Genomic DNA, 13,488 nt, shown 5'->3' with positions numbered 1-13,488 from the left:
TTTTGAAGACTGGCGCTAAATATGATAAATTCGATTGCGAACATGGAGGTAAGACATGCTGAAAATAGCATCCGCCCTGATCATCCTTACCGCGACCACCCAAGCGGCAGGCCAGGACAACGCATCAAAATCAGAAACGCCGCCCGCGGTTGATGTGGAAACGCCGGTGTTCGATCCCGACGTGGACACCGCCTGCGACAATGATCCGCAGCTTGTGCAAGGCGCCGAGGGGGACGCGCAATTGTTCCGTGACCCGGCGCGGCCCGATACCTTGCAGCCAATGCATGCCGTTGGCTACGAAGTTGACGGGTGCAGCCTGCTGGTGATGACGGACGGCAGCCTGATGCGCCCTCCGCAGCAGGATGAGGAACAGCCCGTTTCGTTCATGCCTGCTCAGTAAAGCAGCAAGTCTGCCACTTCTTCGTGCCAGCTTTGCTCATCAGCGGCGGCGATGGCGTCCAGATCGTCCGGCGTTGAGCCTGCATCATCCACCCATTCGCGCAGCGCGGGCCCGCCGTTGATCACATCGATGGCGAGCACATCGTCGGTGTATTCATATTTGAAATCCGTACCGCGCCAGATCGGGTAATCGGGGTAAAGGGTACGGATCGCCTTGAACGCCAGTGCCTGCAAACGCCATGGCCTGAAGGCGGCGTGATCGTAGAATTCGCCCTCAGCATGGATCATCAGGGCATTGCACAACTGGCCGGAATGCTTGTGAAAGGTCGGCTCGAACCAGCAGTCGCGTAAAGCGCAGCCGGCCATCCATTCGGGCGCGAAACGATGCATTTCGGCCATCACGGCCTTGGCATCGATGTCGGGCGCGCCGAACAGCACCTCCAGCGGGCGCGTGGTGCCCCTGCCCTCGCTCAATGTCGCGCCCTCGATCATTACCGTGCCGGCATAGCCACGCGCCATGTTGAGGCTGGCGGCATTGGGGCTGGGATTGATCCAGATGCGGCTTTCCGGCCAGCCAAAGCCCGGCGCTGCCTCTGGCAACCAGTCATGCATGGCGATGACGCGGTAATCCACATCGAGGCCAAAGTGGCGGATAAACCACTGGCCCATCTCACCCAGCGTCAGCCCGTGGCGCATCGGCATGGGGCCTGCGCCCACGAAGCTTTCATGACCGGGGATCAGCCGCGTGCCTTCCACCGGCCTTCCGGCGGGGTTGGGCCTGTCCAGTACCCACACGGATTTGCCGTGCTTCTCCGCCTCTTCCAGCAGATACAGCAGCGTGGTGACGAAGGTGTAGATGCGGCAGCCAAGATCCTGCAGATCGAACAGGAAGACGTCCGCGCTGGACATCATCTGTGCCGTCGGGCGGCGCACCTCTCCGTACAGCGAGAACACGGGAATGCCGTAAGTGGCATCCACCTCGTCCTCGGTCTCCACCATGTTATCCTGCTTGTCGCCTTTCAGCCCGTGCTGCGGGCCAAAGGCGCTGGTGATGTTAACACCAGCGCCGATTAGCGCATCCAGGCTGTGCGTCAGATCCGCAGTGACGGATGCAGGATGGGCAACCAGCGCCACGCGCTTGCCATCCAGTGGTGCTCTAAGGTCCGCTTCGGCAAGCAGCCGGTCTATTCCGAATTTCATGCAGCGCGGGTTCGCGCAATACTCCCTGCGAAGCAAGCGGGATCGTGAAAATCGGGCTTTTCCTTGTGGTGAGAGATGGCCCAGTAGCTTTTCACGCCGCCCTCTTCCTCGATCACGGCGGCCAGGCCGATGGATGCAGGCGGCTCCGGCATTTGTGCGCGCGGCAGTGCGGCATCGAAGATTGCCATGGCCGTGCCCATGCGCATGGCGCAATCGGGTTCGCGTGCGAAATGCCTCTCCGTCATGCCTTCCCGATAATCGGTGAAGTCGTATGCGGCCCAGCGTTCCGATGGCGACAGGTTGAATTCCGAATAGGAATTGGTGCCGTCCTTCTCCATCATGAACAGTTCAAAGCAGGTGCTTTCCCACAGATTGTCCGCCCTGCCGCGCCCTGCAAAAGGCGGCAGCACAAGCTTGCTTGGCCCATCGATCCGCCAGCGAACGCGGACCCAGTTATCTGTCAAGGAAAGTACCCTCGCCTCTACCCGTCGAACGGCGAGTGGTGGTGTGGTTGCATGTGCGACCAGATCATACGTTTGCAAGCAAGTAACCCCGTGCTAGGCGCCCCCAAGTTCCAACAATTAAGCAGCCAAATCCCCCGAGATGACCACTTACGATTCCGATCTCCTGCAAGTGCTTAATGAGCGCGGCTATGTCCACCAGTTGACCGATGCAGAGGGACTGGATGCCCTTGCCGTGCGACAGACCGTTCCCGGTTATATCGGTTTTGACGCCACGGCGCCCTCCCTGCACGTTGGATCGTTGGTTCAAATCATGATGCTGCGCCGTTTGCAGCAGACCGGGCACAAGCCGATCGTCCTGATGGGCGGGGCCACCACGCGCATCGGCGATCCCACCGGGCGGGATGAAAGCCGCAAGATGTTGTCGGAAGATACCATCGCCGAAAACATCGCCTCCATCCGCACCGTGTTTGAGCGTGTGCTGACCTTTGGCGACGGACCGACAGATGCCGTGATGGTGGACAATTACGATTGGCTGGGCAGCATCGGCTATATCGAAATGCTGCGCGAGGTGGGCACGCATTTCACCATCAATCGCATGCTGTCGTTCGATTCTGTAAAGCTGCGGCTTGATCGCGAACAGCCGATGACGTTCCTCGAATTCAATTACATGATTCTGCAGGGCTATGATTTCCGCCATCTGGCGCAAACCATGGGCGCGCGGCTGCAAATGGGCGGCAGTGACCAGTGGGGCAATATCGTCAACGGCCTGGAACTTGGCCGCCGGATGGACGGGGTGGAGCTGTTCGGCCTCACCACGCCGCTGTTGACCACTGCCGATGGCGGCAAGATGGGCAAGACAGCATCGGGCGCCGTGTGGCTGAATGAAGCGCAATTGCCGAGCTATGATTTCTGGCAATTCTGGCGCAACACCGATGATCGCGACGTGGGCAAATTCCTGAAGCTGTTTACCGATCTGCCACTGGACGAAATCGCCCGCCTCGAAGCCCTGGAAGGCAGCGATATCAACGAGGCGAAGATCGTGCTGGCAGACGAGGTGACGAAGCTTGTGCGGGGCGAGGATGCCGCCGTATCGGCACGCGCCACGGCGCAGCAGACATTCTCCGGCGGCGGCAAGGGGGATGATCTTCCCACCCTCTCCGTGCCAGCAGAGGGCATCCGCGTGGGTGCCGCGCTGACCGAGCTGGGTTTCACCAAATCCAATGGAGAAGCGAAGCGCAAGGTGGCGGAAGGTGCAGTGAAGCTGGAGGACGAGACCATCTCCGATCCCGGTTATCTTATTGAACTGGAAGAGGGCGCCGAGCTGCAATTGAGCCTTGGCAAGAAGCGGCACGCGATCCTTACAAGGGGGTAGCTTTACCAAAAGTCCACCATTTCCTGACAAACCGGTTTCGGGTCACACAAATCGAAGGGAAATGACAGGTCATGGCAGGCGGGGCACAGCTATCCGTCACCGATATGCGGCGTTCCACGCGGCATCCGGTCGACTTTTCGGTAATAGCGGAACATCTGCAGCACGGCGATATGAAGCTGCAGATTTCGAATATTTCAGCGCACGGCTTCATGGTGAGCCGGGTGGAAGGCGTCGATCGCGGAGATCGCATGATCATCCGCCTGCCCTCCGTCGGCCGCATCGAAGCCTATTGCATCTGGACGACGGAAGACCGTGCGGGCTTCCAGTTCGAACGCATCATCCGTCTCGATTCCTTCGAAAGCATGATTTCGGAAATGCAGCCCAATCCCGCGCTTCGTCGCCGTAGCTGAACTGTAGACGCGGCCTCCTGCTTTAGACGTCCCAATTTCGATTAGCTTGGCAAGCGCAGATCGCGCTGCCATTGCGCGCGTGTGAGTACCGAACCCTCCCCCTTTCGCATAGCCAATTTCCGCGCCTTCTGGGTTGCGCGGATGACGATGACGCTGGCGCAATACGCTATGATGCTGATCATCGGGTGGCAAACCTACAACCTCGCGCGTGACAGCGGGATGAGTGTAGGAGAGGCTTCGGGCCAACTGGCCCTGATCGGCCTGCTGCAATTCGTGCCGCTGTTCCTGCTCACGCCATTTACCGGCCTTGCCGCAGACCGTTTTGACCGCCGCAATCTTGGCCGGTGGATGGTGATGCTGCAACTGGTGTGCGCCGTGGTGCTGGCCGTCTTCACCTGGCACGACGGGATCACGCTGTATGTGCTCTACTGCGTTGCCGTGGTGCTGGGCATCGTGCGCGCCTTTGCGGGCCCTGCGCTTTCGGCGCTGGCGCCCAACCTGGTGCCGCCAAAGATCCTGCCAAGCGCCATCGCGCTGTCTTCCATTGCGTGGCAGACAGGGATGATAGTCGGCCCGGCAGTGGGCGGCGTGTTATACGATATAACCCCTGCCCTTCCCTATGCAGCGTCGGTGGTGCTGTTCGTGGTGGCGGCAATCGCGCTTTCCTTCATCGGCCACGTGCCGCGCGGAAAGCCGAAGGGGCCGGCACGCCCGATAAAGCAGATCCGCGAAGGGCTGGACTATGTCTGGCACAACAAAATGGTGCTGGGCTCCATCACGCTGGACCTGTTCGCCGTGTTCCTGGCGGGCGCGACGGCGCTGTTCCCGGTCTATGCGCGCGACATTCTGCAAGTGGGCGCAACCGGCCTCAGCCAGCTGGCCATGGCGCCTGCCATCGGCGCGGCGTTGACGGCGCTGTATTTCTCTTTCCGGCCCCTGAAGTCGGGCGTCGGGCCAAAGATGCTGCTGGCCGTGGCGGCCTTTGGCGGGGCGACAGTGATCTTCGCCTTCTCCACATCCATGCCGCTGAGCCTGGCGATGCTTTTCATCGTTGGCGCAGCCGACATGTTCAGCGTCTACATCCGCCAGTCGCTGATCCAGCTGCACACGCCGGATGACAAGCGCGGGCGGGTGTCGGCGGTGTCGCAGCTCACCATCAGCGCATCGAACGAATTTGGCGATTTCTTCTCCGGCAGCCTCGCCTTCCTGATCGGGCCTGTGGCCGCCGTGGCGCTGGGCGGAGTTGGCGCGATCATTACCGTGGGGCTGTGGGCCGTGTTATTCCCTGTTTTGCGAACAACCCGGACCTTCGACCCGCCTGATGAATTGGTAGAGACAGATGACACGCCGGTCGGCAATACTGCGCACGACCCGGCTAAAAAGGGAGCCTGACCCATGAAATTCGACAATGTCCTGCAAACCATCGGCAACACGCCGCATATCCGCCTGTCGCGCCTGTTCCCCGATCACGAGGTTTGGGTGAAGAGCGAGCGCGCCAATCCCGGCGGCTCCATCAAGGATCGCATTGCGCTGGCGATGGTGGAAGACGCGGAGAAATCCGGTGCGCTGAAGCCCGGCGGCACCATCATTGAACCGACCAGCGGCAACACCGGCATCGGCCTGGCCATGGTGGCCGCCGTCAAGGGCTACAAGCTCGTCCTCGTGATGCCGGAGAGCATGAGCATAGAGCGCCGCCGCCTGATGCTGGCCTATGGCGCCAGTTTCGATCTGACGCCCAAGGAAAAGGGCATGAAGGGCGCGCTGGAACGCGCCGCCGAACTGGTGGAGCAGACAGACAACGCCTGGATGCCGCAACAGTTTGAAAACCCTGCCAATGTCGAGATCCACGCACGTACAACCTCGCGCGAAATCCTCGAAGATTTTAGGTATGCACCGCCTGCCTATCTGATCACCGGCGTCGGCACTGGCGGACATCTGACCGGCTGCGCAGAGGCGCTGAAGAAGGAGTGGCCCGAGATGAAGGCCTATGCGGTTGAGCCCGAAGCATCGCCCGTAATCTCCGGCGGCCAGCCCGGCCCGCACCCCATCCAGGGCATTGGCGCAGGATTCATCCCCGGCAATTTGCACACCAACGCCATCGACGGCGCGATCAAGGTGGATGCAGAGGCGGCGAAGGAAATGGCCCGCCGCTGCGCAAAGGAAGAGGGCCTGCTGGTAGGTATCAGTTCGGGCGCCACGCTGGCGGCGATTGATCAAAAGTTGGCAGAGCTGGACGCAAGCACGCGCGTGCTCGGCTTCAACTATGACACAGGAGAGCGCTACTTCTCCGTGCCGGATTTCTGGCCGGAAAAATGAGCACTTTCGAACCGGTAGAGTATGACGATGCCGGTACGCAGCTGACCGGGCACGTGGTGCGGCCGCAAGGCCCGCCGCGCGCTGCGGTGCTGGTGTTCCCCACGATCATGAACCCCACCCCTGCGGTGGAAGCAAAGGCATTCAAGCTGGCACAGGCTGGCTATCTTGCCATGATCGGCGATTTCTACGGCAAGACGCCGGAAAGTTTTGACCAGTCTCGCCTGTTCGCCAGCGAAATCCGTGAGACGCCGGAGCTATATCGACAGCGCCTTCGCGCTTCCCTGCGCGCGTTGGTCGGCGTGGACGGCTCGCAGGGTCTGCCGATCTTCATCATCGGCTTCTGCATGGGCGGGCAAGCCGCGCTGGAACTGGCGCGGGAAGGTGCCCCGGTAGCGGCCGCCGTCAGCTTTCACGGCCTGCTCGACACGCAGATGCCTGCCGAGCCCGGCAAGGTCTCGGCCCGCATCCTGGTGTGCCACGGCGATGCCGATCCCATGGTGCCGCGCGGGCAGGTGATGAATTTCTGGCAGGAGATGGATCATGCCGGGGCGAACTGGCATTTCCATTCCTACGCAGGCGTGAAGCACGGTTTCACCAACCCTGCCCCCAATGACAATCCGGCGACCGACTACGACGCCAGCGCGGATCGGCAAAGCTGGGCGGCCATGATGTCCCTGTTCGCCGAATTGCTGGAAAGCTAGGCGCGCGCGAACGCGTCTTCCGGCAAGGCCATCAGGTTTTCCGCACCGGCTTCCACGCGGGCGCGCAAGGCGCTTGTCTGCGGTAGCGTGCGTTGGGCATAATGGCGCGCGGTAATGCGCTTTGCCGTGGCAAATTCATCCTCCCGCCCGTCCACGGCCTGCACCATGCGCACCCACATCCAGCCCACGGCCACCACGCCGATCATCTGCATGAAGGCATAGGACGCTGCGCCCAAATTATCCGGGTCCTGCGCCGCATTCTCCAGCATCCACTGCGCGGCAGCGGTGGTATCCTTCAGCGCAGCGTGCATGGGCCCGGCAAGCCATTCCGGCGCAGCGCCAAGATCGTCTTCCACCATCGCGGCGAAGCGCATCGCGACCTTTCCGCCATCTTTCGCCAGTTTCCGCCCGGCAAGGTCCATCGCCTGAACGCCGTTGGCGCCTTCATAGATCATGGCAATGCGGGCATCGCGCACGATCTGCTCCATGCCCCATTCCTTCACATAGCCATGCCCGCCCAGCACCTGCTGCATCTCCACCGCGGTTTCGAATCCACGGTCGCTGCCATAGGCCTTGATGACGGGTGTCAGGAACGACACAAGAGCATCGGTTTCCTTTCGCTCTTCCTGGGTTGCCGCACCATGCGCGCGGTCGATCTGAAGGGCGGTCCACAGCACCAGCGCACGAAACCCTTCGGCAAAGGCGCGCCCATCCATCAGCATGCGGCGCACATCGGGATGCACCAGCAGACTGTCTGCTGCATCATCGGGATTGGCTCGCTTGCCCATGCCCCTGCCCTGCTTGCGTTCCAGCGCATAGTTTGCGGCCCGCTGATAAGAATGTTCGGCATGGGCCAGCCCCTGCACGCCAACGGCCAGCCGCGCGGCATTCATCATGATGAACATGGCCGCCAGTCCGCCATTTTCCTCGCCCAGCAGCCAACCCTTCGCACCATCGAAATTCATCACGCAGGTGGCGCTGCCGTTCAGGCCCATCTTGTGCTCGATAGATGCGCAGGACAGTGAATTGCGTGTCCCATCCGGCAGGATCTTGGGCACCAGAAACAGCGATATGCCCCGTGAACCGACGGGCGCATCGGGAACCCGCGCCAGCACCAGATGAATGATATTCTCGGTAAGGTCATGCTCGCCGCCGGAGATGAAGATCTTCTCTCCGGAAATGCTGTAGGATCCATCGTCCTGCGGCTGTGCCTTCGTGCGCATCAGGCCAAGGTCGGTGCCTGCATGCCCTTCCGTCAGCGCCATCGTGGCCAGCCATTCCCCGCTTACGATCTTCTCGACATAGGTGGACTTCAATTCATCGCTGCCGGCCGAGATGATGGTGGACGTCGCGCCGCCCACGATGCCGGGATACATCATGAAGCCCGCGCATGCGGAGTTCATATATTCTTCCAGCACGGTGCCCAGCACATGGCCCATGCCCTGCCCGCCATATTCTTCGGGAGAGGCGAGCGTATTCCATCCCGACTCCACCAACTGGTCGTAGGCGTCCCTGAACCCGTCCGGCGTAGTGACGCTGCCATCATCGTGCCGCGTGCAGCCTTGCGCATCGGCCACGGGATTGAGCGGGGCGAGCACATCGGCGCAAAATTTGCCCATGCCTTCCACCACGGCCTGCACCGTTTCCTCGTCCAGCGATTCGTATCCCGGCAGATCACAATCGGTGATGTTGAGAACATCGTTGAGCACGAAAAGCGTATCGCGCGTGGGTGCGGTCCATCCGCTCATGCCTTGTCTCCTACGGTTTCCAGCCGGTTTCCGGTAAGCTTGCGATAAAAGCAGCTGCGCGCGCCGGTGTGGCAGGCAGGCCCGGCGGGCTGCGCCTTCAGGATCAGCGCGTCCTGATCGCAATCGACGCGTATTTCGATCACGTTGAGCGTATTGCCGGAGCTTTCTCCCTTCATCCACAGCTTGCCACGGCTGCGCGAATGGAAATGCGCTATTCCTGTCTTGCGCGTGGCGTCCAGCGCTTCCTGGTCCATGAAGGCCAGCATCAGGATTTCGCCCGTGTCCACGTGCTGCACAACGGCCGTCAGCAGACCGGCAGCATCGAATTTGGGGAGGAAAGCGTTACCTGTTTCGCGGTCTTTTACCTCGTTGGAAATCGTCTTGGTCCTTTCGCGTTTCCCAGTAGGATTCGAATAGTAGGTTTCACTCTATGTACTCATTTGTTGCAAGATAAACACATAGTCGCAGCGAAAACTATCAAGGTTGGAGTTTGCTGTTTGTCTTTGAACCTTTCGGTGGGATGAATGCAACCGCGGCTGGGCGGGCCGCCTGCCATACCGGTCAGGGTGTGGGGGGTCTTGATACTACCTGAACCATCAGGAGTATCGGGTTCATGAGGGTTTGAAATGGACGCGCAGGCTGGGGGGCTCGCGCGAAGTTTCAGCATTTTTCGTCACGCGAACGCCCGGGTGTAACGCCCGGGCGTTTTGCGTTGCGGCCATGCTTTACTGATGCCCCTCCCCAACCCTTGAGAAACAGGCAATGCGGATTTGCGCAGCGCCCGCTTGCCTCAGCGCCACCTTGCACGCGTCTGTCGTGGCGCCACTTGTCAGCACATCATCCACCAGCAGGATACGCGCGCCCGCCAGCCGCTTGATTCGCGCAGGATTGGGAACGATCGCGCCGTCCAGTACCCTGGCCCGCTCCGCCCTTCCCAGCCCGCCTAGGCTCGGCGTCCGTCGCGGCCGCAGCAGCGCATCCACCAGCAGTCTGGCCTTGGTCACCTTGCACAATTCCCGCGCGATCAATGCGGACTGGTTGAAGCCGCGCTGCCACAGGCGAATGCGGTGAAGCGGCACCGGTACGGCCAGCCACTCACCCTCCAGCTCTCCCAGGCGCGATGCGATCTGGCGCGCCATCATCGGGGCGAGCGCGATCTTTCGCCCATGTTTGAAATTCAGCACCAGCTGGCGAGCCGTATCATTGTAGATGGTGGCGGCGGCAACACCGTCGCTGTCCTGTGCCGAATCCTGTGCCGGGATTTCCAGCGTGGACCAGCATGGCGTGCAAAGCCCGCTCTGCGCGGCGATGGCGTCTCCGCAAAGCGGGCATCGCGGCGGGTAGATCAGGTCCACCAGTGGGGCGAATGCGTCTTTCACGGCCATGCGGGCTATGCTGCCTGCGCGCGTGTCGCTAGGCAAGCGGCATGGCTACGACACCTCCGAGAATCTTTTCCGAACAACGCCGCAAATCCAGTCGTTTACGCATGCTTGGTTTGCAAGAGCGTGAGCAGGATGCCGCGCGCTTCGTGCTTGATGACATGGTTGAAGACATCGCCGAACGCCTCGCATTTGTCCGGCATGATCCGGCAAGGGCGCTGGTGATCGGTGATTATTCGGGCAACCTCGCCCGGCACAGCCTGGGCAAAGCGCAGGATATTCAAGAGGCGGATATCGTGGGCAACCACGTGATCGATTTGCAGCAACCCCACCCCGCTGGAGGGCACGATTTCATCGCCGTCCTCGGCCTGCTGGACACGGTGAATGATTTGCCCGGCGCGCTGATCCATCTGCGACAGGCTCTCGCGCCCGGCGGTCTTGTGATCGCGATGTTTCCCGGCGCCGGATCGCTGCCAAAATTGCGCAAGGCGATTTATGCGGCAGAACCGGACAGGCCGGCAGCCCGGATGCACCCGCTGGTCGACACGCGCGCCGCAGCGGATCTTTTGCAGCGCGCCGGGTGGAAAGACCCGGTCGTCGATTCGCATGATCTCAACGTGCGCTATGGCTCGCTCGACAGGCTTGTTGCCGATTTGCGAGAGCAGGGACTGGGCAATGTCCTGTCCTCTGCCGCCCCTCCCCTGACCTGTGCCGGCATCGACCGGGCGCGGGCTGCATTTCTGGATCAGGCGGATGAAGATGGCCGGGTGACGGAGACCTTTTCCATCCTCACCCTCAGCGGGCGCAGATCACTCGCCGGAACGTAAGGCCGCCTGCGCTGCCGCCAGCCGCGCGATTGGCACGCGGTACGGAGAGGCGGAGACGTAATCGAGGCCGACCTTTTCGCAGAAGGCGATGCTTTCCGGATCGCCGCCATGCTCTCCGCAAATGCCCAGCTTGATATCGCCGCGCGTGGCCCTGCCGCGCTCCACGGCAATTTCCACCAGCTGGCCAACGCCGTCCACATCCAGGCTGACGAAGGGATCGCGGGCATAGATGCCCTTCTCCACATAGGGGGAAAGGAAGCGCCCCGCATCGTCGCGAGATACGCCCAGCGCCGTCTGCGTCAGATCATTGGTGCCGAAGCTGAAGAAGCGCGCTTCCTCGGCAATTTCACCAGCCATCAGCGCGGCACGTGGCAATTCGATCATGGTGCCGACCAGATATTCCACCGATGCGCCCCGTTCGGCAAACACCTGGTCTGCCGTATCGATCACCAGCTTGCGCAGGATCTGCAGTTCCTTGCGCGTAGCGACCAGCGGGATCATCACTTCGGGCACCACGGGATCGCCGCCTTCTGCGGTAACATCGCAGGCCGCCTCGAAAATGGCGCGGGCCTGCATTTCGTAGATTTCCGGGAAAGTGATGCCGAGGCGGCAGCCACGATGGCCCAGCATGGGGTTGAATTCATGCAATTCGCCTGCGCGACGCTTCAGGTGATCCATGCTGACATTCAGACTGTCAGACAGCTCCTGAAACTCTTCGTCACGCGTCGGCATGAATTCATGCAGCGGCGGATCCAACAGGCGGATGGTGCAGGGAAGCCCATGCATGGTGCGGAAGATTTCCGCAAAATCGCTGCGCTGTTCGGGCAGCAGTCGCTCCAGTGCGGTCCGGCGGCCCTTCTCGTCATCGGCCAGGATCATGGCGCGTACGGCGCTGATCCGGCCCGCGTCGAAGAACATGTGTTCCGTACGGCAAAGGCCGATGCCTTCCGCGCCGAAACCGCGCGCGGTCTTGCAATCTTCGGGCGTCTCCGCATTGGTGCGCACGCCCATGCGGCGGTGCTTGTCTGCCCATTCCATCAGCACGCCGAAATCGCCGGCAAGCTCTGGCTCTATGGTAGAGACGCGTCCGGCCATGATCTGTCCGGTTGCGCCGTCCAGCGTGAGGACATCGCCTTCCTTAAGCTCTCTGCTGCCGATGCGCAGGGTGCGGGTTTCCATGTTGATGGACACGGCGGACGCGCCCGAAACGCAGGGGCGGCCCATGCCGCGCGCCACCACGGCGGCGTGGCTGGTCATCCCGCCGCGCGCTGTCAGGATGCCGCGCGCTGCGTGCATGCCGTGGATATCCTCCGGGCTGGTTTCCACGCGGACGAGGATCACGTCCTCCTCCCGGTTTGACCAGAGTTCGGCCGTATCGGCATCCAGCACGATTTTGCCCGAAGCCGCGCCGGGCGATGCGGGAAGGCCGGTGGCCAGTTCATCGCGCGGGGCATCGGGGTCCAGCGTGGGGTGGAGCAGCTGGTCCAGCGCCATGGGATCGACCCGCAGGATCGCGGTTTTCTCGTCGATCAGGCCTTCATCCACCATTTCCACGGCCATCTTGAGGGCCGCCTTTGCAGTGCGCTTGCCGCTGCGGGTCTGCAGCATCCACAGCACGCCTTCCTGCACGGTGAACTCGATATCCTGCATGTCCTTGTAATGGTTTTCCAGCAGGTCGAACACGCGCGCCAGTTCCTCGTAGGCGGCGGGCATGGCTTCTTCCATGCTGGGCAATTCCGCGCCTGCGGCTTCTCGGCGGGCCTTGGTGAGGTATTGCGGCGTGCGGATGCCGGCCACCACGTCCTCACCCTGCGCGTTCACCAGCCATTCGCCGTAATAACTGCGTTCACCAGTGGAGGGATCGCGGGTGAAGGCAACGCCGGTGGCGCTGGTTTCGCCCATGTTGCCGAACACCATGGCCTGCACGTTTACCGCCGTGCCCCAGTCACCGGGAATGCCGTTGAGGCGGCGATAGACCTTCGCGCGCTCTGCATCCCAGCTTTCAAACACGGCAGCGATGGCGCCCCACAATTGCTCATTCACATCCAGCGGGAACGGCTTGCCCTGCTCTGCCTTAACGATCTGCTTGAACTGGCCAACCAGTTCGCGCCAATCATCCGCTGTCATTTCGGTATCGGTGAAATAGCCGCGATCTTCCTTGGCGATCTCCAGCGCTTCCTCGAATGCACCATGGTCCAGGCCAAGGACAACGTCGGAATACATCTGGATGAAGCGGCGATAGCTGTCCCAGGCGAAGCGATCATCGCCCGATGCGCTGGCAAGGCCTTCCACGGTCTCGTCATTCAGGCCAAGGTTCAGCACCGTGTCCATCATGCCGGGCATGGATACGCGCGCGCCGGAGCGGACGGAAACGAGCAGCGGATCGGCCTTGTCGCCAAATTTCTTGCCCACGCTTTTCTCGATATGCGCCAGCGCCTCTGCAACATCGTCCCTCAGCTTGTCCGAAAAAGCTTCGCCGCGGTTCAGATAGCCGACCGATTCCTCTGTCGTGATGGTGAAACCGGGAGGGACCGGCAGGCCGATGCTTGCCATTTCGGCAAGGTTGGCGCCTTTGCCGCCGGTAACAGTCTTGTCGCGCTGGCGAGGATCATCATGCGGTGCATCGCCGCCGAAAGTGTAGACTGTCTTCATCATCAATCCTGTTTTCCTGA

13 protein-coding genes are annotated in these 13,488 nt (G+C 61.5%); 7 read left to right on the top strand and 6 right to left on the bottom strand.

Annotated features, from left to right (window positions below; all coding sequences use genetic code 11):
* The first annotated feature begins 55 nt into the window (after window positions 1–55).
* Window positions 56–400, top strand: coding sequence for a hypothetical protein (locus tag GRF63_RS08700; protein WP_160485638.1), 345 nt, complete (start codon window positions 56–58; stop codon window positions 398–400).
* Here GRF63_RS08700 and GRF63_RS08695 read toward each other — a convergent pair.
* Together GRF63_RS08695 and GRF63_RS08690 are read right to left on the bottom strand one after the other, a co-directional pair.
* Window positions 394–1,599 carry an exo-beta-N-acetylmuramidase NamZ family protein gene (locus tag GRF63_RS08695; RefSeq protein ID WP_160485637.1) on the bottom strand — a complete coding sequence of 402 codons (1,206 nt, stop codon included), beginning with the start codon at window positions 1,597–1,599 and terminating at the stop codon, window positions 394–396. The two genes, GRF63_RS08700 and GRF63_RS08695, sit on opposite strands and share 7 nt — an antisense overlap.
* The gene (locus tag GRF63_RS08690) at window positions 1,596–2,063 is read right to left on the bottom strand and encodes a DOMON-like domain-containing protein (protein WP_237392394.1); all 468 of its coding nucleotides are present in this window, start codon (window positions 2,061–2,063) and stop codon (window positions 1,596–1,598) included. Before GRF63_RS08690 ends, GRF63_RS08695 begins: the two co-directional genes overlap by 4 nt.
* Window positions 2,064–2,202: 139 nt before the next feature.
* Between GRF63_RS08690 and tyrS the strand changes: the two genes are divergently transcribed.
* The 5 genes from tyrS to GRF63_RS08665 all read left to right on the top strand — a co-directional run bounded on the left by tyrS (window position 2,203) and on the right by GRF63_RS08665 (window position 6,862).
* On the top strand, window positions 2,203–3,435 hold the full coding sequence (gene tyrS / locus GRF63_RS08685) for a tyrosine--tRNA ligase (RefSeq protein ID WP_160485635.1): 1,233 nt from the start codon (window positions 2,203–2,205) through the stop codon (window positions 3,433–3,435).
* Window positions 3,436–3,506: 71 nt separating this feature from the next.
* Window positions 3,507–3,845 (top strand): PilZ domain-containing protein, encoded by a 339-nt coding sequence (locus GRF63_RS08680; RefSeq protein WP_160485634.1) that lies wholly within the window; start codon window positions 3,507–3,509, stop codon window positions 3,843–3,845.
* A gap of 81 nt (window positions 3,846–3,926) precedes the next feature.
* Window positions 3,927–5,237, top strand: coding sequence for an MFS transporter (locus GRF63_RS08675; RefSeq protein WP_160485633.1), 1,311 nt, complete (start codon window positions 3,927–3,929; stop codon window positions 5,235–5,237).
* Between the two features lie 3 nt (window positions 5,238–5,240).
* The gene (gene cysK, locus GRF63_RS08670; protein WP_160485632.1) at window positions 5,241–6,161 is read left to right on the top strand and encodes a cysteine synthase A; all 921 of its coding nucleotides are present in this window, start codon (window positions 5,241–5,243) and stop codon (window positions 6,159–6,161) included.
* Window positions 6,158–6,862 carry a dienelactone hydrolase family protein gene (locus tag GRF63_RS08665; RefSeq protein WP_160485631.1) on the top strand — a complete coding sequence of 235 codons (705 nt, stop codon included), beginning with the start codon at window positions 6,158–6,160 and terminating at the stop codon, window positions 6,860–6,862. The genes cysK and GRF63_RS08665 overlap by 4 nt, the downstream gene beginning before the upstream one ends.
* Here GRF63_RS08665 and GRF63_RS08660 read toward each other — a convergent pair.
* From GRF63_RS08660 to GRF63_RS08650, 3 genes are all read right to left on the bottom strand, one after another.
* Window positions 6,859–8,610 carry an acyl-CoA dehydrogenase C-terminal domain-containing protein gene (locus GRF63_RS08660; protein ID WP_160485630.1) on the bottom strand — a complete coding sequence of 584 codons (1,752 nt, stop codon included), beginning with the start codon at window positions 8,608–8,610 and terminating at the stop codon, window positions 6,859–6,861. The two genes, GRF63_RS08665 and GRF63_RS08660, sit on opposite strands and share 4 nt — an antisense overlap.
* A complete protein-coding gene (hisI, locus tag GRF63_RS08655) occupies window positions 8,607–8,987 on the bottom strand; it encodes a phosphoribosyl-AMP cyclohydrolase (protein WP_160486287.1) in 381 nt (126 codons plus the stop codon). Before hisI ends, GRF63_RS08660 begins: the two co-directional genes overlap by 4 nt.
* Window positions 8,988–9,335: 348 nt before the next feature.
* Window positions 9,336–9,995, bottom strand: coding sequence for a ComF family protein (locus GRF63_RS08650; RefSeq protein ID WP_160485629.1), 660 nt, complete (start codon window positions 9,993–9,995; stop codon window positions 9,336–9,338).
* Window positions 9,996–10,096: 101 nt separating this feature from the next.
* On the opposite strand from GRF63_RS08650, the gene GRF63_RS08645 reads away from it, so the two are divergent.
* Window positions 10,097–10,816 (top strand): methyltransferase domain-containing protein, encoded by a 720-nt coding sequence (locus GRF63_RS08645; RefSeq protein WP_237392393.1) that lies wholly within the window; start codon window positions 10,097–10,099, stop codon window positions 10,814–10,816.
* Here the strand turns inward: GRF63_RS08645 and ppdK are convergent.
* Window positions 10,799–13,471, bottom strand: coding sequence for a pyruvate, phosphate dikinase (ppdK, locus tag GRF63_RS08640; RefSeq protein WP_160485627.1), 2,673 nt, complete (start codon window positions 13,469–13,471; stop codon window positions 10,799–10,801). The genes GRF63_RS08645 and ppdK overlap by 18 nt on opposite strands.
* Between the last annotated feature and the right edge of the window lie 17 nt (window positions 13,472–13,488).

Source organism: Aurantiacibacter rhizosphaerae, assembly GCF_009807005.1.
Lineage (GTDB): Bacteria > Pseudomonadota > Alphaproteobacteria > Sphingomonadales > Sphingomonadaceae > Alteraurantiacibacter > Alteraurantiacibacter rhizosphaerae.
The sequence above is the reverse complement of the archived record's forward strand: the minus strand, read 5'-3'. Positions and strand labels throughout refer to the sequence as shown.

Excerpts from the sequence above, each read along its gene's own strand:
- GRF63_RS08665 (WP_160485631.1), top strand. The coding sequence starts at position 6,158 with ATGAGCACTTTCGAACCGGTAGAGTATGACGATGCCGGTACGCAGCTG.
- GRF63_RS08700 (WP_160485638.1), top strand. The coding sequence starts at position 56 with ATGCTGAAAATAGCATCCGCCCTGATCATCCTTACCGCGACCACCCAA.
- tyrS (WP_160485635.1), top strand. The coding sequence starts at position 2,203 with ATGACCACTTACGATTCCGATCTCCTGCAAGTGCTTAATGAGCGCGGC.
- GRF63_RS08645 (WP_237392393.1), top strand. The coding sequence starts at position 10,097 with ATGCTTGGTTTGCAAGAGCGTGAGCAGGATGCCGCGCGCTTCGTGCTT.
- ppdK (WP_160485627.1), bottom strand. The coding sequence starts at position 13,471 with ATGATGAAGACAGTCTACACTTTCGGCGGCGATGCACCGCATGATGAT.
- GRF63_RS08650 (WP_160485629.1), bottom strand. The coding sequence starts at position 9,995 with ATGGCCGTGAAAGACGCATTCGCCCCACTGGTGGACCTGATCTACCCG.
- GRF63_RS08660 (WP_160485630.1), bottom strand. The coding sequence starts at position 8,610 with ATGAGCGGATGGACCGCACCCACGCGCGATACGCTTTTCGTGCTCAAC.
- GRF63_RS08680 (WP_160485634.1), top strand. The coding sequence starts at position 3,507 with ATGGCAGGCGGGGCACAGCTATCCGTCACCGATATGCGGCGTTCCACG.
- GRF63_RS08695 (WP_160485637.1), bottom strand. The coding sequence starts at position 1,599 with ATGAAATTCGGAATAGACCGGCTGCTTGCCGAAGCGGACCTTAGAGCA.
- cysK (WP_160485632.1), top strand. The coding sequence starts at position 5,241 with ATGAAATTCGACAATGTCCTGCAAACCATCGGCAACACGCCGCATATC.